The sequence below is a fragment of the Acinetobacter sp. 1124_18A genome, from assembly GCF_052824995.1.
Genome location: NZ_VTDF01000001.1, coordinates 392554 through 413213, shown reverse-complemented (window position 1 = coordinate 413213; position 20660 = coordinate 392554). Strand labels below are relative to the sequence as shown.

21 protein-coding genes and 1 tRNA gene are annotated in these 20660 nt (G+C 37.5%); 15 read left to right on the top strand and 7 right to left on the bottom strand.

The annotated features are described in order from the left end of the window. Positions 1-4: 4 nt before the first annotated feature. A complete protein-coding gene (locus FY048_RS02045; RefSeq protein WP_446089953.1) occupies positions 5-1234 on the bottom strand; it encodes an alpha/beta hydrolase in 1230 nt (409 codons plus the stop codon). Between the two features lie 243 nt (positions 1235-1477). Between FY048_RS02045 and FY048_RS02040 the strand changes: the two genes are divergently transcribed. The 11 genes from FY048_RS02040 to FY048_RS01990 all read left to right on the top strand — a co-directional run bounded on the left by FY048_RS02040 (position 1478) and on the right by FY048_RS01990 (position 10644). Continuing rightward, positions 1478-2164, top strand: coding sequence for a 3'-5' exonuclease (locus FY048_RS02040; protein WP_446089952.1), 687 nt, complete (start codon positions 1478-1480; stop codon positions 2162-2164). Positions 2165-2311: 147 nt separating this feature from the next. Beyond that, the gene (locus tag FY048_RS02035; protein WP_446089951.1) at positions 2312-2935 is read left to right on the top strand and encodes a hypothetical protein; all 624 of its coding nucleotides are present in this window, start codon (positions 2312-2314) and stop codon (positions 2933-2935) included. A 113-nt stretch (positions 2936-3048) separates the two neighbouring features. Continuing rightward, positions 3049-3125, top strand: a tRNA-Arg gene (locus tag FY048_RS02030). 117 nt (positions 3126-3242) lie between these two features. Beyond that, positions 3243-4178, top strand: a complete 936-nt coding sequence (locus tag FY048_RS02025; RefSeq protein WP_446089950.1) for an ABC transporter ATP-binding protein — start codon at positions 3243-3245, stop codon at positions 4176-4178. Next, entirely contained in the window at positions 4175-4948 is a 774-nt protein-coding gene (locus tag FY048_RS02020) for an ABC transporter permease (RefSeq protein ID WP_446089949.1), read from the top strand. The genes FY048_RS02025 and FY048_RS02020 overlap by 4 nt, the downstream gene beginning before the upstream one ends. After that, positions 4945-5757: an NADPH-dependent 7-cyano-7-deazaguanine reductase QueF gene (queF, locus tag FY048_RS02015; RefSeq protein ID WP_446089948.1), complete on the top strand. Its 813-nt coding sequence runs from the start codon at positions 4945-4947 to the stop codon at positions 5755-5757. The genes FY048_RS02020 and queF overlap by 4 nt, the downstream gene beginning before the upstream one ends. A gap of 23 nt (positions 5758-5780) precedes the next feature. Next, a complete protein-coding gene (locus tag FY048_RS02010; protein ID WP_446089947.1) occupies positions 5781-6431 on the top strand; it encodes a hypothetical protein in 651 nt (216 codons plus the stop codon). 127 nt (positions 6432-6558) lie between these two features. Further along, positions 6559-7701, top strand: a complete 1143-nt coding sequence (gene rodA / locus FY048_RS02005) for a rod shape-determining protein RodA (RefSeq protein WP_348948280.1) — start codon at positions 6559-6561, stop codon at positions 7699-7701. A gap of 19 nt (positions 7702-7720) precedes the next feature. Further along, positions 7721-8722 carry a lytic murein transglycosylase B gene (mltB, locus tag FY048_RS02000; RefSeq protein WP_205468764.1) on the top strand — a complete coding sequence of 334 codons (1002 nt, stop codon included), beginning with the start codon at positions 7721-7723 and terminating at the stop codon, positions 8720-8722. Positions 8723-9011: 289 nt separating this feature from the next. Beyond that, positions 9012-9623, top strand: coding sequence for a septal ring lytic transglycosylase RlpA family protein (locus tag FY048_RS01995; RefSeq protein WP_045430069.1), 612 nt, complete (start codon positions 9012-9014; stop codon positions 9621-9623). A gap of 571 nt (positions 9624-10194) precedes the next feature. Further along, the gene (locus FY048_RS01990; RefSeq protein WP_446089946.1) at positions 10195-10644 is read left to right on the top strand and encodes an Mpo1 family 2-hydroxy fatty acid dioxygenase; all 450 of its coding nucleotides are present in this window, start codon (positions 10195-10197) and stop codon (positions 10642-10644) included. Positions 10645-10688: 44 nt separating this feature from the next. On the opposite strand, the gene FY048_RS01985 is transcribed toward FY048_RS01990, so the two are convergent. The 6 genes from FY048_RS01985 to rpsB form a co-directional block, all read right to left on the bottom strand. Next, entirely contained in the window at positions 10689-11006 is a 318-nt protein-coding gene (locus FY048_RS01985; protein ID WP_005046064.1) for an AzlD domain-containing protein, read from the bottom strand. Position 11007: 1 nt separating this feature from the next. After that, entirely contained in the window at positions 11008-11724 is a 717-nt protein-coding gene (locus tag FY048_RS01980; RefSeq protein ID WP_446089945.1) for an AzlC family ABC transporter permease, read from the bottom strand. Between the two features lie 96 nt (positions 11725-11820). Beyond that, positions 11821-12645, bottom strand: a complete 825-nt coding sequence (locus FY048_RS01975; RefSeq protein WP_336169656.1) for an AraC family transcriptional regulator — start codon at positions 12643-12645, stop codon at positions 11821-11823. A gap of 104 nt (positions 12646-12749) precedes the next feature. Then, positions 12750-13235, bottom strand: coding sequence for a DUF3465 domain-containing protein (locus FY048_RS01970; RefSeq protein ID WP_446089944.1), 486 nt, complete (start codon positions 13233-13235; stop codon positions 12750-12752). Between the two features lie 65 nt (positions 13236-13300). After that, positions 13301-14176, bottom strand: coding sequence for a translation elongation factor Ts (gene tsf, locus FY048_RS01965; RefSeq protein WP_016137517.1), 876 nt, complete (start codon positions 14174-14176; stop codon positions 13301-13303). A gap of 140 nt (positions 14177-14316) precedes the next feature. Then, the gene (gene rpsB / locus FY048_RS01960) at positions 14317-15069 is read right to left on the bottom strand and encodes a 30S ribosomal protein S2 (RefSeq protein WP_016137516.1); all 753 of its coding nucleotides are present in this window, start codon (positions 15067-15069) and stop codon (positions 14317-14319) included. 210 nt (positions 15070-15279) lie between these two features. Here rpsB and map point away from each other — a divergent pair, with 210 nt between their 5' ends. From map to FY048_RS01940, 4 genes are all read left to right on the top strand, one after another. Beyond that, positions 15280-16104 (top strand): type I methionyl aminopeptidase, encoded by an 825-nt coding sequence (gene map / locus FY048_RS01955; protein WP_016137515.1) that lies wholly within the window; start codon positions 15280-15282, stop codon positions 16102-16104. Between the two features lie 206 nt (positions 16105-16310). Next, positions 16311-17405, top strand: coding sequence for an OmpW/AlkL family protein (locus FY048_RS01950; protein WP_446089943.1), 1095 nt, complete (start codon positions 16311-16313; stop codon positions 17403-17405). A gap of 414 nt (positions 17406-17819) precedes the next feature. Further along, entirely contained in the window at positions 17820-19166 is a 1347-nt protein-coding gene (locus tag FY048_RS01945) for an MFS transporter (RefSeq protein ID WP_446089942.1), read from the top strand. A gap of 163 nt (positions 19167-19329) precedes the next feature. Next, the gene (locus FY048_RS01940) at positions 19330-20544 is read left to right on the top strand and encodes an MFS transporter (RefSeq protein ID WP_446089941.1); all 1215 of its coding nucleotides are present in this window, start codon (positions 19330-19332) and stop codon (positions 20542-20544) included. Positions 20545-20660 lie beyond the last annotated feature (116 nt).

Sequence of the window (20660 nt, the reverse complement as noted above, 5' to 3'; positions counted from 1 at the left end):
AACCCTATTGTGCTGTTAGCAAATTCTGAACATTACCAACAATGTTGTCTATATTACTGCTCATCGCTGTATTATGGTCCCAATTACCAGTCACATAACTATTAATTTTAGTACCTAAGGTAGTGGCATTAAATATCAATAGATCAGTTGCTAATTTAGGTACTGTAGGATCAGCGATCCCTTGATAAATGATGATTGGTGTAGTGACTTTTAGTTGTAACGGCTGTGAATCTTTTTCCAAAAACGTCTTAACTAACGGCACTTCCATAAAGTTAGGTTGTGTACGCGTATAACCATCTAATGTTTCCCCATGAGTTGCAATATAAACTTGCATAGTAGCGTTAAAATTCGCAGCTAAAGGTTCATAACAAAAACCTTCAGCGTCTTGTGCAACCCTTGAGGTATATTCAGTAAACACTCGAAGATAATCAAAGTCTGGATGGGTATTACGAATTCCTGCTACAACAAGAGCTGTAAATGTATCAAGCTGCGTATAGATTGCTTTTTTTTCATATACTGATGCGCTTGCAGCTTTTAGTTCGCCATTTAAAAGAATACTTCCCAAATTAGAAGCAGGTGCTACGGCTACTGTACCTTTATAGTCTAGCTGTGCACGACTCGCATATTGTGCAGCACCTAACGCAGCATTCCCCCCTTGGGAATGTCCGACTGTAAGCCATTTTTTTGAAGTTAATAAATTACGCTGTAATAAATAGTTACGTGTTGCAACCACAGCATCTGTAATTGAGAAAGCCTCACTTTTAACATTTAAAAATGGGTGTATGCCTGCTGTGCCTAAACCTTCATAGTCTGGTGCAACAACAACATAACCAGCTGTAAGTAACTTACTAATTAAATCTTTTGTACTATCTGTTAAAGCTGCTTTACTTGGTGCACAGGCATCTGCAACACCTGTAGTGCCATGTGCCCAGACTACAATTGGCCAACCGCCTGCTGGTGGTGGAGTGTTTGGTGTAAATACCAAACTGGTTGCTTGCACCTCTTGGCCACTTTGGCCTAACATTTTATAGGTCAGAATACTACTTTCGGCAGCAACTGATCCTAAGTTGGTACTTGTGTAAGCATCAACTTTAACCACTGGGTTTTTAATATTATTGGCTGGAGTACCAGATGGATTAGTAGTTGCGGGACTGTCATCGCTACTTCCGCCACCACATGCCGTCAACAGTAAACTTGTGCTAAGAACACTGGTCATGAACAGTTTCATTTTCATTGCTATATCCCTTAAATTCCATTTTTGTTGTGCTTTAGTTTTTAGTAACATTTTAAATGTCTTACAAACAATTACGCCTAATCTTTATTTTTCGCAAGTTCAATTGGATGAAATTAATCTATGAAAACTTTATTTTTAATATAAATTGACGTTCTCGCTACTTTATAGCCTCACTTCATATTTTAAAGTAGGTAGCCAACTGTTAACATTCTTAATTACTCGTGATTGTTTAAAGGGCCAGTTATGCAAACCATTATTTTAGATACAGAAACACATACACTAAATGGTTTGCCTATTGAAATTGCATATGCCCCGATTGAAATTAATGAAGGCAAGCTCACCTTAGATAAAAGCAAATTGTTTGATCAGCTCTATCAAGTCGGTGCCCCTATTTCTTACGCAGCTATGGCAGTTCACCATATATTAGAGTCAGATTTAGAAAACCAGCCTCACTATAAAACCTTTAAATTACCAGAGAGCACGACTTATATTATTGGTCACAATATTGATTACGATATAGCCGCGATTGCTCGTTGCGGTGTGGATATATCGAATATTAAACCGATTTGTACTTTAGCTTTAGCACGTAAAGTTTGGCCTGAAGCAGAAGCACATAACATTTCAGCCCTCATCTATATGATTTCTCAAGGTAGTAGTAAAGCTCGTGAATTGCTCAAAGGTGCACACCGTGCCGATGCAGATATTATTTTGACTGCTAATATTTTGATGCATATTATCTATCATTTAAATATTCAAGATATTGAAGAGCTATACCGAGTTTCTGAAGAAGCACGTATCCCCACGACGGTTAACTTTGGTAAGCATAAAGGCACAGCAATTACTGAACTTCCTAAAGACTATATTCAATGGTTATTACGCCAAGATGAGCTTGATATTTACCTTCGCAAAGCATTAGAAAGTGTACTTTAAAGACTTAACTAAATGATATTCATCAATTCTTCATCATATTGTCATTTTTGAGTTTTATAGTTAACCCCATTTATATTTTATTAAAAACAGCACTGTTCAACTCAGAAGATTGAACAGTCTGATTTATTTTTATATTGGGGAAACATAATGGCTGGTTTTTATCGAACCAATTTAGGAAGAGTTGCGCTTCAACAACGCAATATTGTTTTAAATGCAAAACAAAGACGTTTATTACTATTAATAGACCATGAAGATTTTCAAAACTTAAATGGTGAATTTAAAAAACGTATTGCTTCTCCAGAATTGATTCAACAGCTTATCGACTTAGAACTTATTGCTCTAACTGTCTCTACCGAAACATCAACTGATGAAGAAATTATTTTAAAAACATCATCAATAAATAATAAAGTAGAAGAAAATCAAAAAGAATCTGTTGGTAGCTCTATACAGCATTCCCCGAATCTTGTTGGAGAAATCCAGCTTTCCGAGCAAAAAAATTTAGATCAGTCCAATACTATATATTTTCAACCAGTAATATCTTCTGAGGCTCTTTCTTTCGAAGAAATACAACTATTAATGATGAAAACGCTTAGCAGTTATTGTGGACTAATGACTAAACCACTTGTTCAAAAAATAGAGGAAACTAAAACAATACAAGAGCTTAAATTATGTCAAATGCAATGGATTACCAATTTGCAAGAATCACGCATTCCCCCTCAGGAACTTGTAAAAGCTTTACATACAATTAACTATTCAATTCAGCTTCTTTAATAAAGTATATAAAATATTGAACAACTTGCTGTTTAATTAAGCATTAAATGCACTTGGCATGTATTTCGTGCTTTACCTGCCAGTGTTTTTTTCCTATGATGTGCCCCACGCATGCGCTCGTAGCTCAGTTGGATAGAGTACAGGTTTCCGAAACCTGGGGTCGTGGGTTCGATCCCCGCCGGGCGCACCAGCTTTTATATAATAACTTCATAAATTTATCTTAATTTTATAAAATTCCGACTATTTTACTTGGTTTATTAATCATTATCGCTCAAAATATACCCCTCTTTCATAATGTGAGAATTTCATGACTGATGCTTTGGTTTTAAGAGATTTGTCCAAAACATATCGTAATGGTTTTCAGGCGTTAAAAGGTATTAACCTCACTGTGCCTGAAGGTGAATTTTATGCGTTGTTAGGCCCAAATGGTGCCGGCAAATCAACAACCATTAGTATTATCAGCTCCCTCACGAAAAAAACCTCAGGAACAGTTGAGATTTTTGGGCACAATCTCGATACCCATCCATCTCTAGCAAAACAGCAGCTTGGTGTCGTTCCTCAAGAATTTAACTTTGGACAGTTTGAAAAAACATTCGATATTTTAGTCACTCAAGCTGGCTATTACGGTATCCATAAAAAGATTGCAGAAAAACGTGCCGAACATTATTTAGAAAAACTCGGTCTGTGGGAAAAACGCAATATACAAGCGCGTATGCTATCTGGTGGTATGAAACGTCGTCTGATGATTGCCCGTGCCATGATGCATGAACCTAAACTTCTTATTCTAGATGAACCTACTGCCGGTGTAGATATTGAATTACGCCGTTCTATGTGGGATTTTCTGACCGAAATGAACGAAAGCGGTACTTCTATTATTTTAACGACACACTATTTAGAAGAAGCAGAAATGTTGTGTCGTCGCATTGCGATTATTGACCGCGGTGTAATTAAAGAAGATACCAGCATGAAGAGCTTCCTTAATCAGCTCAATGAAGAATCATTTATCTTCGATTTAGCTGAGCCGATTGGGCCGCTCCAGTTAAACATTATTGGTGTCAAGTTCAACTTAATTGATAGTAATACTTTAGAAGTAACGATGGATAGAGCGCATACATTGAATGACCTATTCCAGTTATTAGAATCGCAAGGTATTCGTGTTCACAGCATGCGTAATAAATCGAACCGTTTAGAAGAGTTATTTGTCAAAATGGTCGAGAAAAATCTTGAAGGAGAGGCAAAATGAATTTTAGCCAACTACAAATTGCTCTCTGGACCATCGTTCGTAAAGAAGTACGCCGTTTTCTACGCATTTGGCCACAAACCTTATTACCACCAGCAATTACGATGAGTTTGTACTTTGTCATTTTTGGTAATTTGGTAGGTTCACGCATTGGACAAATGGGTGGCGTGAGCTATATGCAATTTATTGTGCCTGGCCTAATTATGATGGCGGTCATTACCAATAGTTATGCCAACGTCTCTTCTAGTTTCTTTAGCGTAAAATTCCAAAAAAGCATTGAAGAACTCATCATGAGTCCTGTGCCGCTACATATTATTTTATGGGGCTATGTGATTGGTGGTATTTGCCGCGGTGTATTAGTAGGCACAATTGTGACTGCAATGAGCATGTTCTTTACTGACCTTTTCATACACAACTGGTTCGTAACTATATATACAGTCTTAATTACTTCGGTTCTTTTCTCATTAGGTGGTTTTATTAATGCAGTCTATGCAAAATCATTTGATGATATTTCTATTATCCCCACCTTTGTTCTTACACCCTTAACTTATTTAGGTGGTGTGTTTTATGCCATCAGTGCACTTGGCCCTTTTTGGCAAAAACTTTCTTTAATTAACCCTATTGTTTATATGGTTAATGCTTTCCGTTACGGCATTTTAGGTCATAGCGATGTGAATGTTTCATTCTCTTTAATCATTGTGACATCATGCTGTGTTGTACTTTACGGAATTGCTTACTATTTACTTGCTCGTGGTTCAGGAATGCGTGAATGAGTGTCGAACAGTCTTTGTTGGGAAAAGAAACCCAATATCCAACTAATTATCAACCTGATGTGTTATTTCCAATTGCCCGTGCTCAGTCTCGTGAAAGCTACTCGCATATTGAAGGCATCACACAAGGTAAAGATTGGTGGCATGTTTTTGAAATTTCATGGTTAAACGCTCATGCTATTCCGCAAGTTGCTATTGGCAGAATTACGCTACCTGCATCTTCACCGAATTTGATTGAATCTAAGTCATTAAAACTTTACTTCAATAGTCTTAATTTCACTCAGTTTGAGTCTAAACAATCATTTATTGAAACTGTTGAAAAAGACCTCTCGGCGGCGGCAGGTGCAAAAGTTGAGTTAACCCTATTTCAAGTAGATGATTTAGAGATTTCTAAGCCTCAAGGTATTTGTGTTGATGACCTCACTCCAGAGCGTTTAGAGCAGCATCCTGATGCCACTCTTTTAAAACTCGATGATTCTGGTGAAGAAGTCGAAGTTGAATTGTATTCTCATCTTTTAAGAAGTAACTGCCCAGTCACCGGACAACCGGATTGGGGTACAGTTTTTATTCGTTTTAAAGGCAAAAAACCTTGTTATCGTAGTGTTTTAGCTTATATTATCTCGTACCGTCAGCATAACGGCTTTCACGAACAATGTGTTGAGCAGATCTTTGCCGATATTTGGCAAAATCTACAGCCTGAAAAGCTGATGGTTTATGCAACTTATACTCGTCGCGGCGGACTTGATATTAACCCTTGCCGAGTATCGGATCTTTCATGGATGCCAAAACCGATTCGATTGGCACGACAATAAAACGAATAATTTGAGGATATACCATGCCGTTTTTTGGTTTTACCCCTTCTGAAGGCTTATTGAACGATATGCAGACTGGAATTGCGAATAAAAATTCTAGTGAACCTTTATATCCACTTCGCGATAAGATTGCTTTACAACTTAATGAAGAAATTATTGATAATGTCTTGATTAAGTTAGTTCAGCATTTTCCTGCAAGTGAAAAGCGCGATACTGCCGAAAAACTAGCAGGTTATGTCAAATCAACCGTTGCTGTTCTTTTAAAGCAACTGTTAAGCAAAGCACCTAACGATGTGGTTAAACAGTCAGTTGAGTTCTCTGAAAAAAGCTTATTTAAAGACCCACAAGGTCAATATAAAGTAGGCGTAAATTTAGATGCAGGTTTAGTAACTAACCTTAAGCATAACTTTACTGAGCTTGAAGCAGGAAATGACATTAATAAAGCTGCTTTAGCTGAATTATATAAACAGTTCGGCGATACGATGATCAAACACTTCATGTCTGATTTTAATAAAACATTAGACCTCGGTATGATCAAACGTAAAGCAGCAGATATTGGTGCAGCAGCCGTAACAAAAGCTGTTCACATTGCAATCGACAAACTGATTCCAAGCTTAAATCGCACTGAACTTAAAGCGATGGCTGAATACCATGATGGTCTATTCTTTAACTAATAAAAAATAGACTATCGGAAACCTAGCGTTAGCTAGGTTTTTTTATTGCAAAATATTGATATACATTGCCATTCACCACGTTTATGTTAGCATGCGCCAAGCACTGATTGACCTTAGTTAACGCCGCATGTCTCCTAGCCCACAATATAAATTTTTACGCCAAGCTCCTCGAGATGGTCTTAGCACCGCTATGCAACCATCAAAGTGGCAACAACTCCATGTTGACCCTTGGTTATGCCTATTTCTGCTCTTAAATGCTTTATTAGGTTTAACCGTACTATATAGTGCTTCTGCACAGGATGTGGGGTTAGTGAGTAAACAAGCCATGAGTTTTGGTATTGGCTTTATAGTTATGTTTGGTCTAGCCCAAATTCCGCCCAAGGTCTATCAAGCTTTTTCTCCATATTTTTATTTGTTTGGCTTATTTTCACTTGTGGCAGTCATGGTGTTTGGCGAAGTCCGAATGGGTGCTCAGCGCTGGATTGATATTCCCGGTTTCGGAAGTGTCCAACCCAGTGAGTTCATGAAAATCGGTATGCCCATGATGGTTGCATGGTTTTTAGCACGTAAACCCCTTCCCCCTAGCTTTTCACAAGTTGTTTTATCCTTAATGTTAATTGGTATTCCTTTTTTACTAATTGCAGAACAACCCGATTTAGGGACATCAGTGTTAGTGCTAGCAAGTGGCATATTTGTTTTATTTTTAAGTGGGCTATCATGGCGTATGATCGGTGCTGCGGGAGCATGCGCTGCGGTCATCATTCCGATTGCGTGGGAATTCCTTTTACACGATTATCAACGTCAAAGGGTTTTAACGTTGCTTGACCCAGAGGCGGATGCACTCGGTACAGGTTGGAATATTATTCAATCTAAAACTGCGATTGGTTCTGGTGGTTTTTCAGGTAAAGGATTTCTTGAAGGAACTCAATCACATTTGCACTTTTTACCCGAAGGTCATACCGACTTTATTATTGCTGCGTATTCCGAAGAATTTGGGCTCATCGGTGTACTTATTTTAGTTATTCTTTATTTTGCTATTATTTTTAGAACATTCCAAATCGGTTTACAAAGCTTCCATAACTATGGACGTTTAGTTGCTGGCGCCTTTGGTTTGTCTTTTTTTGTTTATGTATTTGTAAATGCGGGAATGGTCAGTGGTATTTTACCTGTAGTAGGTGTTCCTTTACCTTTTATGAGTTATGGCGGAACAGCTATTATTACTTTAATGGCCACCTTTGGTTTAGTCATGTCCATTCATACACATCGATAATCTGGAATTTTAAAACGATATGTTGTCTCAACACTTAAATAAAACTTTAAAAATGCTCGCTTTGTGTACTGGTTTAATCAGTACAAGTCACTTCGCTCAGGCCAACGATTTTGCAACACATCCTGATTATGTAAATTTTAAACAAAAAACCATGAGCGCTTATGGTTTAAGTGGCGATCAAGTTGATGCAGCCATGAATGGTGCAAAAAATTTACCAAACATTCTAAATATTATGACTCGTCCAGGGGAAAGCAAACCTTGGTATGACTATCGTTCTATGTTTTTGGTTGAAGGGACAATTCAACGTGGCGTCCGTTTTAAAAACCAATATGCAGATGCTTTAAACCGTGCTGAACAACAATATGGTGTATCTCAAGCTGTCATTTTGGGCATTTTGGGTGTTGAGACAGGTTATGGCGCGAATAAAGGTTCTTTTATTACACGTGATGCCTTAGCTACACTTGCTTTTGGCTACCCTCGCCGTGCTGAATATTTTGGCGATGAGTTAGCTGCCCTTATTGCATGGACTTATAAAGAAGGCTACCCAACAAATAGTATTGTAGGTTCCTACGCAGGTGCAATTGGCTATCCACAGTTTATGCCGAGCAATATTAGTAAATATGGTGTCGATTATGACGGCAATGGACATATCGATTTAAGAAACTCTGCAGAAGATGCAATTGGTTCAATTGCAAACTACTTAGCAAAACAAGGATGGCAACGCGATCAACCTATCGGGTTTATGGCGCGTTACACGGGGTCAAATCCGGAAAGTATTATTGCTAAAGATTTAACTCAGCCTTTTCCATATGGTGCATTAAAGACACTAGGTATCTCACCATTAAATCCTTTAGTTAAAATTGATGATCTAGATATGGTGAATGTTATTCAATTACAAGACTATAATGGTCCGATTTACTATTTAACTTACCCGAATTTTCAAGTGATTACGACCTATAATAAGAGCCGTATGTATGCGACTGCTGTATGGTTATTAGGCACTGAAGTGGCTAGCCGATAGGCTAGCTTTTTTGTGAGTTATGTAAAAGTCAATAAATATTTTTGTTAAATAGATCACAATACGCACAAATTTAATATTTTGTTACACTTTTGATTATTTTTTAACCCAGAACTGTAAGTTTTTGCCCTTTTTGTAACGATTTCTCGTTAAAGACTAGACACTCTCCGTAAGCGATGAATATTATCCACCCCAATGTAGCAATTGCAAAAGTGAATAATCAGACATGTTCACTTTAAATTTCAGTCAATCGCTGAAAGAAAAAAGTACATGTTCTCAGGAGTTTATACAAATGCAGTTATCGCTGAAATACGTTCTTGCACTGACGGCTAGTTTAAGTATGGCCCCATTGCACGCTGAAATGGTGCAATCCTCATCATTAAATAATGATGTAGATGGCTCTAATTTAGCAGCTCGTGTATTGAGTAAAGATACTCAAAATTTTAATTCTCGTTTTTCTAACATTAACAGTCTTTCAATCACTGAACGTTCTGGCGACCAAATTCGTCGTCAAGCTATCGCAGCAAAAATTGAAATCCCTGAAGATGAGCCTTCAGTGATTGAAAAACTTAACACAGTAGCTTCAAACACTGTTCGTAAGTTTAGCCAAACTGGCATGGCTTCATGGTATGGTCGTCAATTCCATGGTCGTAAAACAGCAAATGGTGAAACATTCGATATGAATGCTCTCACTGCTGCTCACCGTAGCCTACCATTGAACTGTTACATCCGAGTAACCAACAAAGACAATGGTAAAAGTGTGGTTGTAAAAGTAAATGATCGTGGTCCTTTCCATGGCAATCGTGTACTTGACCTATCATACGGTGCAGCTAAACGTCTTGGCATTACCAATGCTGGAACTGCAAAAGTAAATATTGAACGTGTTGATGGTCCAACTTCATAAGTTATAGCCTCTAGAGTTCATGTAAAAAGCCGCAATTTTTTCTGCGGCTTTTTTATGTTTTAAACTATAAAAATAATTTCTAACTTAGGTTTAAAAAATTATCTTTTTTAGCCCTTCTCCATCCTTAAATTTGAATATTTTTTACACAAAAAAGTACGTTTATCTTATCCAAGCTTATTTTGCTTCTAAATTGCGTTTAGAGCGACTTTATTAAATTTCCGCTACCCTAGTACCATTTTTATAAAATTAAGGCTAATTATGACGTTTTTAGAGTAGATAAGTAGAGCTTTTTCATGCAATTTTCCCATCTATCTCAAAATCACACTTTTTTTGATGATTTCATCATCTAGCAACCTATAAAAAATATTCTGAAATATTGCATCATTCTCAAGGTTACATTGAGTACTTTTTCTATCACCCAGACATTACGTTTTTCTCATGTTCTTTTTTAAATCTTTATTGCCAAGTTCCTATAGTTGAATAATACCGGTTTCTTGTCGCCCACCTTAAGAACAGGATAAAATATACTCAGAAAAAATAAATCAAAGCTAAAACAAGGAGTGTGCCATTAATGAAATCCATTACAGAATGGTTTGATGAATATAGCGAAAGCCATCAAAACCCAACCAACAAACAAATTCACTGGCTCTGCGTTCCTGCCATTTTATTTTCTATTATTGGAATCATTGCCCATTTCAGCGCTTTACTCACAGCTCTATTACTTGTACTGACTCTCGTATTTTATGCACGTTTAGATCTTGTACTTGCTGTTGCAATGGCTGCTTTACTGGTGGTTATGGCGTGGCTTATTTACACCCTACCTGTAGGAGTAGGATTTTATATCGCTATTTTTGTAGTTGCTTGGGTTGGACAGTTTTATGGCCATAAAATCGAGGGCAAAAAGCCATCTTTCTTTAAAGATTTACAATTTCTACTGATTGGACCAGTTTGGTGCATGGGTGCCTATCTAGGAAAAATCTTACCTAAATGGAAAAGCAGACAAAAACACGCTCTTTCCTAATGATTACATTAAAGCTGGATCATCTCGATTCAGCTTTTTACATTTTACTGATTTATTAGAAAATTTATAAAATAGAAAAAAACTAAACTAGCGATAACACTTAAAAGTACTCTTTTTAGATAAATGGAAATCACAATACAAAAGATTGCTGCATAAATATAAGAATTATCTAAAACTCCTTTTAAATTATCGCCATCAAAAAAAACAACCGGAATACAAATTGCTGTTAATAAACAGGGAGCAGAATAATTAAGCATCTTATTCATAATAAGAGGCAGTTTAATTTTAACGTTAGGCTCTAAAAAATAATAACGATTAAAAAAGACGATTGCTGCCAAGCCTAAAATCATGAACCAAGACATATTATCGCTCCTTCTCTATTTTTTCAGTTAACACAGCAACCAACATCCCTAGTAATCCTGAAAGTAAAATCGCCCCTTCAACTTGATAAAATTTAAAGAAAAATCCGCTAAAACAGGTCATTAGCACACCAGCAAATACAGGCAACCCCTTACATAACGGTACGATCATGGCAACGAAAATAGCTACAATTGAAAAATCTAAATGATAATTTAATAAATCAGGAATCACTGTTGCTAAAAGTATTCCTACCAGGCTAAACACTACCCAGAATAAATAAAAAGATAGACCTGCACCCAACAGATATTCTGGCTGCCTTTTTTCACCAGATGCACACACCGCAAATAATTCATCTGTTAATAAAAAACCCAAACTTAATCGTTTCGAAAGAGGCAAAATAGAAATGTCATTTCTTAAAGTTAATGCATAAATAAAATGCTGAGCCGTTAAAAAGAAAATCGTCACATAAATTGTAAAAGTAGATGCCCCTTCTATTACCATGCTTAAACTAACTAATTGAGCTGCTCCAGCAAAAACAATTCCCGACATCGCAAGGGCTTTATAAAAAGATAAACCTGCATGAATTGCCATAGAGCCTGCCAAAATTGCCCATGGAATCACAGAAATTGACAAAGGCAAAATATCCATTGCACCGCGTAAAAAAAGATAGGATGGTTTATTTTTTGAAAACCCCACCAATTGATGAAGCTGAATATTCATATATATACAAACCCAATATAAGAGACCTCTTTATAAAATGCTCAATGAGAGATGATTTATATTGAATAAAATTGCTGTAAATAAATTTTTAATAATTTAGTTATTTAGACTAGCTACATATTGAGTGGGCGTCACTCCCATGGCTTTTTTAAAGTGACGATTGAAATGGCTTTGATCAGAAAAGCCACATTGCTGTGCAACCATCGCAATTTGGTCACCCTGTTTTAATAATTGTCTTGCTTTCTGTAGGCGTGCTTGAACAAGCCAAGCATGTGGTGGCAAACCCACATATTTTTTAAATTGTCTTAAGAAATGCCATGCGCTTAGACCCACCATATCAGCCAGATCTTGCAAAGAAAAATTCGTTTCAGGCATTTCTATTAATAATTCTTTAACTCTTAATATTTTTGAATATGCTTCTGGTAACTCACAAAAAGTATGATTTGATTTACTATGTCGCTTCATTAAACAGGCTAAAGTCGATAAATACATTGTTTCTTTAAGTAGAAAATTATCTTTTTGTTCTAATAAATCAAAGAGTAAACAAAGTTGTTGAGCCAAACCCAAGTCACTAATGACAGCCTGAGGAAACCACGGTGCCCCACGTGAATTTTCAAAAAAATCTTGACTGACTTCTGCCAACATTTCAGGTGTAGGATAAATTGCCCGATATCGCCAACCTGACTCAACAGCAGATGAACCCGTATGAATTTCATCAGCGTTTACTAAAATAATATCGCCTTTGGGAGCTACATGTAGCTGGCCCGTCCTAAAAAAAGACTGCGCTCCCTCTTCAATTACACCGATACAATAACCTTCATGGGTATGCTTCGAAAATTGTGTTTGGTGATAATGTGCTTTTAGTAACTCTAAACCGCCCAGCTCTCGCACATGCAGATAATCGGCTTGCTCCCGCTGCATAAATACGTCTCATCTATTCAATGAAAAAACCATAGCATGTTTTAAGAAACTGAATAGAATAAAATTGCTCTATAAAAACAATCTCTTTAATTGTCTATTTGGCTTTATTGATAGATTTGCCCATCATGTTTAAGCCAACCGCTTTCATGACGACTTTGTGGATCACGATGAGTCCAGTGCAATACACCACCTTTGGGGTTATATTCATATTCACCATAAAAATCTACCACGTCACCTTTTTTCAAATTAGAAATTTTAGGTGCTAAATCAATATTATGTGCGACTAAAATTGAAAGGCCATTTTTTAATACAAGGATAAATTTCTGGTGTCTCGATCCATCATTATCATCTCTTAAAATTGCTTTTACTCGACCACTTCCCTGCACTTGAACATTACTTTGTCTCTGCTCGTAAGCAGCTTTTATAGTATCCACCCCATTATTTGAAAGTGTAGTTTCAGTATGCTTAGCTTCAGGTATTGCTGATGATGGCGATTGATTCTGCTTATGCCCAGATAAATCTAGACCAAAATATGCAGCAATCAATAAAACAATGACACTACCAACACTAAGATTTTTTTTATTTATCATCTTATACACTCATTTTAGTTGAGATAAAAAAAGCCCCAAAGGGGCTTTTTTTATCGTGATACGAATTACTTCGCAGCAGCTTGAGCAGCAGCAACTTCTTCAGCGAAGCTAAGTTCTACTTTCTTCTCAATACCTTCACCAACTTCGAAACGTACGAAGCTAACAACTGTAGTACCAGTTGCTTTTAATACATCAGCAACTTTTTTGTCGTTGTCGATTACGTACATTTGACGATCAAGAGCAACTTCGTTCAAATATTTATCAACAGAACCAGTTACCATTTTTTCAACGATATTAGCTGGTTTGCCAGATTCTAACGCTTTCGCTTCAGCAATTTCTTTTTCTTTAGCGATAAGGTCAGCAGGAACAGCTTCAGCATTTACAGCAACTGGATTGAACGCAGCAACGTGCATTGCAATACCTTTACCTGTATCAGCATCACCTGTATAAGAAACTACAACACCAATTTTTAAACCGTGTTTGTAGATAGCCAAGTTTTCGCCTTCAACGATTTTCGCGCGACGAACTTGGATGTTTTCACCGATTTTTTGAACAAGAGCAATACGTGCTTCTTCAACAGTAGCACCATCTTCAAGTTTCAATTCAGCAATTTTAGTCGCATCAGTTTCATTTGCAGCAAGTGCAGCAGCAGCAACTTTAGCAGAGAAACCAGCAAAGTTTTCGTCTTTAGCAACGAAGTCAGTTTGACAGTTTACTTCTAAAAGAATCGCTTTGTTGCCTTCTTGAACGATAGTGATCGCACCATCAGCAGCAATGTTGCCTGCTTTTTTAGCAGCTTTTGCTTGACCTGATTTACGAAGGTTATCAATCGCTAATTCAACATCACCATTAGATTCTGTTAATGCTTTTTTGCATTCCATCATTGCAAGACCAGTACGGTCACGTAATTCTTTTACCATGCTCGCAGTAACTGCAGTCATGTTGTTCTCCTAAATACGGTAGAAAAATGAATCTGTTCAACAAAAACGGCCCAAAGTGTTCTCTGGACCGTTCCGCTTTATTGACGCTTAATTTGCCACCATTACATGTCGCAAAAATGACAATTTTGCATCAAAACGCATTAAGCCTCTGGAGCTTCTTTAGCAGCTTCTTCGCCTTTAGCTTGTGCATTTGCTTGAGTTTGAGCGTATTCTTTACCAGCAAGAATCGCATCAGCCATAGCAGAAGCATAAAGTGTAACCGCACGGATTGCATCGTCATTACCAGGAATAACGTAGTCTACGTTGTCTGGGTTAGAGTTTGTATCAACGATACCGATTACTGGAATACCAAGGTTTTTAGCTTCTTTAATCGCAATTGATTCGTGATCCACGTCAATTACAAATAATGCGTCAGGTAAACCACCCATGTTTTTAACGCCGCCTAAAGCACGTTCAAGTTTTTCCATCTCACGAGTACGCTCTAAAGCTTCACGTTTAGTAAGCTTAGCAAAAGTACCATCTTGAGCTTGAGTTTGAAGGTCTTTTAAACGGTTAATCGATTGACGAAGAGTTTTCCAGTTCGTCAACATACCACCTAACCAACGGTGATCAACATATGGTTGACCCGCACGTTGCGCTTGTTCACGGATGATGTTAGAAGCAGCACGTTTTGTACCAACGAACAAAACCTTGTTCTTTTTGCTTGCTAATTGGTTAGCGAAGTTCAAAGCATCATTTAACGCAGGAACAGTGTGCTCAAGGTTGATGATGTGAATTTTGTTGCGCGCGCCAAAAATGTATTGACGCATTTTTGGGTTCCAGAAACGAGTTTGGTGACCAAAGTGTGCGCCTGCTTGAAGAAGGTCGCGCATGCTTACGTTGTAATCTGCCATTTTCTTTACCTTAAATTTTGGGTTAGGCCTCCATATATCCGCATTCTCCACCCTTTTACAGGCACCCAGAGTAATGTGACGATATATGTGCGGATTTTTTACTCCATTTATCAAAATTGTTCGTAAAAGATATTCACGAAAAGCATTTGATAAAATGGGCGGCTATTTATACCATAGACACTTGTAAATTACCAAAAGTTTTTAGAGATCATGAACAGTACTTATACAGCTCCACGTCGATTAATCAAAACTCCAGATGAAATTGAAAAAATGCGCATTGCAGGACGACTGGCGGCTGAAGTTCTAGAGATGATCAAGCCTTATATTAAGGCAGGTGTAAGTACACTTGAACTTGATACCATTTGCCGTAATCACATTGAAAATGTACAGCATGCTATTCCTGCCTGTGTCGGCTATGGTGGCGCTCCTGGACGCCCTGCTTTTCAGCACTCTATTTGTACTTCGGTTAACCATGTTGTTTGCCATGGCATTCCTTCTGAAAATAAAACATTAAAAAACGGCGATATTCTTAATATTGATGTAACTGTGATTAAAGACGGTTATCACGGCGATACAAATATGATGTATGTCGTTGGCGGTGAGACTTCTATTTTAGCTAATCGTCTATGCAAGGTTGCTCAAGAAGCAATGTATCGAGGCATGGCAACTGTGAGAGATGGTTCATATTTAGGTGATATTGGCCATGCAATCCAAAAATATGTTGAATCAGAACGTTTTAGTGTAGTACGTGAATATTGTGGCCACGGTATTGGAACCGTTTTCCATGATGAACCTCAAGTATTACATTATGGTCAAGCTGGAACAGGTATGCGTCTGGAAGCTGGTATGACTTTTACCATTGAACCTATGGTAAATGCAGGCGTATGGCAAACTAAATTGCTGGGCGACAAATGGACGGTTGTAACGAAAGACCATAAACTTTCAGCTCAATATGAACATACTATTTTAGTGACTCAAACGGGCATTGAAGTTTTAACTGCACGCCCTGAAGAAGACTTATCTCGCTTCAACTAATAATTTAACTACATTTAATAAAAGGCTACCTTATGTAGCCTTTTATTATTTATTATGTATTTTTATTTAACAAATATTGCCAAATATAAACAATTATTTCAAAAAAATTACAATTATTAATTTTTAATAAACAATCATTTTAATAAAACGCGGTATGGTTGGCTCAATAAAAATCAGTAAACAAATGTCGGACATGGAGTCCTTTTATGATGAAAAAGTCATTATTTTGTATGACAGCTGCCTTTTTTGCCCTGCCAACAATCACTAGCGCCGCTTCGCCATATTTTAGTTTAAAGGATGGTGATGGCTTCAAACGTTTTTCAGTCTCTGCTGGTCCTTTGTATGTCAAACCGACAGGTAAAGCCCAACCTTTCTTTGTTAATACGTCAGTCAAAAAAGGTGAACAAGCAAAGGTTGGCGATGTTTCTATTAAAACCGTTAAAGATAGCATGTCTAAAGATATGGATCCGAATCTATCTACATTCTTTATAGATTTTTTGGATAAACTAGGGCAAAAAAAATTACCTGCAGAATTAAGTGGTAATGCAAATATTTATGGTTTAGACCAATGGGATAACCCAGGTACAGGTTTAGAAGCAGATGATGTTACAACATTAGGCATTATGACAAATTACTTCTTTACAGATAATGTCTCATTGGAAATAAAGGCAGGCGTACCTCCAAAAGTAGACTTACAGGGTAAAGGTAAAATTTATGCCCCACTAAAAGCTCAAGCTCACCCATCAATTGAGCTTCCCATTATTGGTGGAATTGGCTTACCCTCGATTGATTTAGAAAAACAAATTTTCATTACGGATCTTGAAGGACATGGTAGTGCCGCTTCAGCACGTGCTTGGACACCTGCATTTGAATTTCAATACCATTTCGGCAAAACTGGTGTAAATAAATTTAGACCTTATGTTGGTCTTGGTGTGATGTATGCCTATTTTAGCGAATTAGAAATGAACCCAGAAATTGAGAAAGATTTAGTCAATGCTGGTCATATGATTGTAAATATTAAAGATGGTAAAGCAGGTGCAGCTCTTGATCATTTAAAAAGTTCTGGTAACCCTGAAGTAAAGCTTGAGGCATCTGATGCAATTGCCCCTGTTGCGACCGCAGGCTTTACTTACGACTTTAATGACAAGTGGTATGCCGTTGGCTCTGTTTCCTATGCCCACTTAAAAACAGATACGACCATTACAGTGAGCGACGCCAAGTATGGTGAATTAATCAATGCAAAAGCGGATATCGAAATTAACCCTATTTTAGGTTATGCCGGTATTGGTTACCGCTTCTAACTTCTGCACCATGAAAGCTATAAAGACTTGGATAAGTTTTATAGCTTTCTTTCAATCCATTTCGTTCGCCTAGAAATTGCTTCTTTTTAAATCAAAATGCTAAAAAAATGAGCATTTTTTATAAAAAATACAGATATAAAAAAACTTCTCAAACTTTTATTACTACCCTCTTATTTTTTCCAATTTTTTATTATTTTTATATTCACAAACTAACTTAATAAAATTAGAAAGTAATTTTTCCTTTTTAGTAAAATTCTTTTTTTGGCACGCCCTTTGCTTTATTCATTGCATGATGAGTCAATGATGATTCAAGGAATATACAAAGACGGCCAACGATGTCCGCTCTGATCGGTCTGCATATAGGCAATAAATTGCCATGCAAATTAAATTTCGTTCAGTTCAGGGGGACGGCGTATGTCTTCAAATATCCAGTTAGATGCAAAAAAAGCAACTGAAATTAAATTATTCAGTTTTTCAACTCCAGCAATGCGTGCCTTTCACATGACATGGCTCGCTTTCTTTGTTTGCTTCTTTGCATGGTTTGCATGTGCACCATTAATGCCCGTGATTAAAGGTGAGTTTGGCTTAACAAAAGATCAAATCGCTAATATTAATATTGCTGCTGTCGCCATTACTATTTTAGTTCGACTTATTGTCGGTCCACTCTGCGACAAATATGGCCCACGTATTACGTACACCACACTCCTATTAGTTGGCAGTATTCCAGTATTTGGTGTAGCTGCTGCCAATAGTTATGAATCTTTTCTATTCTTTCGCTTACTTATTGGTGCGATTGGCGCAAGCTTCGTCATTACTCAATACCATACAAGTGTCATGTTTGCACCTAACGTTGTAGGAACAGCAAATGCGGCAACGGCTGGCTGGGGAAATGCTGGCGGTGGTGCAACACAAGCTTTAATGCCTTTATTGCTCGGTGCAATTGTAATGTTTGGTGTTGAACAAACCATGGGATGGCGCGTCGCATTAATCGTACCTGGCATCATGATGGTTATTGTAGGTATTCTTTACTGGAAATTAACTCAAGATTGCCCTCAAGGGAACTTTAAAGACGTTCGCGCACAAGGTATTGAGGTCGGCAGTGGTAAAAAAGGTGGTACTGCCATTTTAATGCAAGCCGCTCGCAACTATCGTGTCTGGATTTTATTTTTAGCGTATGGCGCAAGTTTTGGTATTGAGATTTTTATCCATAACGTTGCAGCAATGTACTATGTTGATCAGTTCAAAATGGATTTAAAAACCGCTGGACTAACTGCCGGAATCTTTGGTCTGCTGGCATTATTTGCTCGTGCGCTGGGCGGTATCATTTCCGATAAGGTCGCACTCAAGAAAGGATTAGATGGTCGCACGAAAGTACTTGTACTGATGATTTTGGGTGAAGGTTTATTCTTAATAGTCTTCTCACAAATGAATGCTGTTGCGCTCGCAATTATTTCAATGACTATTTTTGCACTATTTACACATATGGCATGTGGAGCAACTTACGCACTCGTACCATTTATCGATCGTAATGCATTAGGTGGTGTTGCAGGAATTATTGGTGCAGGCGGTAATGTTGGTGCTGTTGCGGCAGGTTTCTTACTTAAAGGTTTACTTGATGTTCAAACTTGCCTGTTTATTTTAGGGGGGTTGGTTATGGTCGCAGGCTGTAGTGTAATTTTGATTCGTTTCACAACTGAACATAAAGAAAAAGAACAAGTTCTGTTTGAACAAGCATTGCTTGAACGCAATTCCGCAGCTTAATTTTTATAAGAAGCAGAGATCAAAATGATTTCTGCTTCTTCACTTTTCTTATCATAAAATACGAACTTTTCAATTCTTCTTAAATATTCTCTGCAAGTATATCGTCATTACTCGATATATCCTCTACAATAAATGATCACATTATTATAATTTTCCATTAATCATGACTAAAACTGGCAATCACTTTTCCCAGCCCCTCATATACATGTTGATTGGTAGTGCCCTTATTTTGGCACTTTCTTTAGGTGTTAGGCATGGTTTTGGACTTTATCTCGTACCTATGAGCCATGAATTTGGCTGGGGCCAACATGTTTTTAGTCTTGCAATCGCCATGCAAAACCTGATCTGGGGAATAGTTCAACCTTTTACTGGTGCAGTTGCAGATAAATATGGCAGTAAAATTGTGGTTGCAGTTGGCGGATTACTTTACGCTCTTGGCTTACTCTTAATGGCCTTTAGCTCAAGCATCTTAATCTTAAATTTAAGCCTAGGATTGATTATTGGCTTAGCTTTATCAGCTACTTCTTTTACAGTCTTACTTAGTGCAGTAGGACGGGCAGCACCTCCTGAAAAAAGAAGTATGGCAATGGGAATTGCAAGTGCAGCAGGCTCTTTTGGTCAGTTTATTATGTTGCCCTCTACCCTTCTCTTACTTAAAAATGTTGGATGGTCGGCAGCCCTAATGGTCAGTGCACTGTTAATTGCTCTTATTATTCCGCTAGCGTGGATGTTAAAAGGACCAAGCAATCAAACACCAAAAGCAATTGCAAAACCTCAGCTCACATTTAAACAAGTGCTGAATATTGCCAGAAAACATAAACCCTTTTGGTGGTTAGCTTTAGGTTTCTTAGTATGTGGATTCCAAGTTGTTTTCTTAGGTGTACATTTACCCGGCTATTTAATCGACCACGGCTTTGATGCAGCTACAGGAACTGTGTTTCTGGCACTAGTTGGACTATTTAATATTGTGGGGACTTATGGTGCTGGTTGGTTAGGAGATCGCTTCTCAAAACCTAAATTATTAATGGCGCTTTACGGCAGCCGTGGCATCGCGATCATTGCCTTTTTGTTATTACCTTTAAGCATTTATACGGTATATGCTTTTGGAGTCATTATGGGCCTTTTATGGCTCTCTACTGTTCCGCTCACCAACGGTATTGTGGCAAATATGTTTGGTGTTAAATACCTTTCAATGCTGAGCGGCATTGTGTTTTTCACCCATCAAGTCGGTTCTTTCTTTGGCGGTTGGCTTGGCGGTGTTAACCATGACTTAACAGGTAATTACAATGCAATTTGGCTATGTTCTATAGCATTGAGTATATTAGGTGTGATCGTACACTTCTTTGTGAATGAGGAGGCTGTTATTCATGACGCATAATGCCTTACTTTTGAAAACAATTATGACTTTTATCATAGTCACGCTTTTGGTACTTTCTATAATTTTATGGAAACAAACACCAGATTTATTTGAATATTTCAACCAAGCGTTTTGTG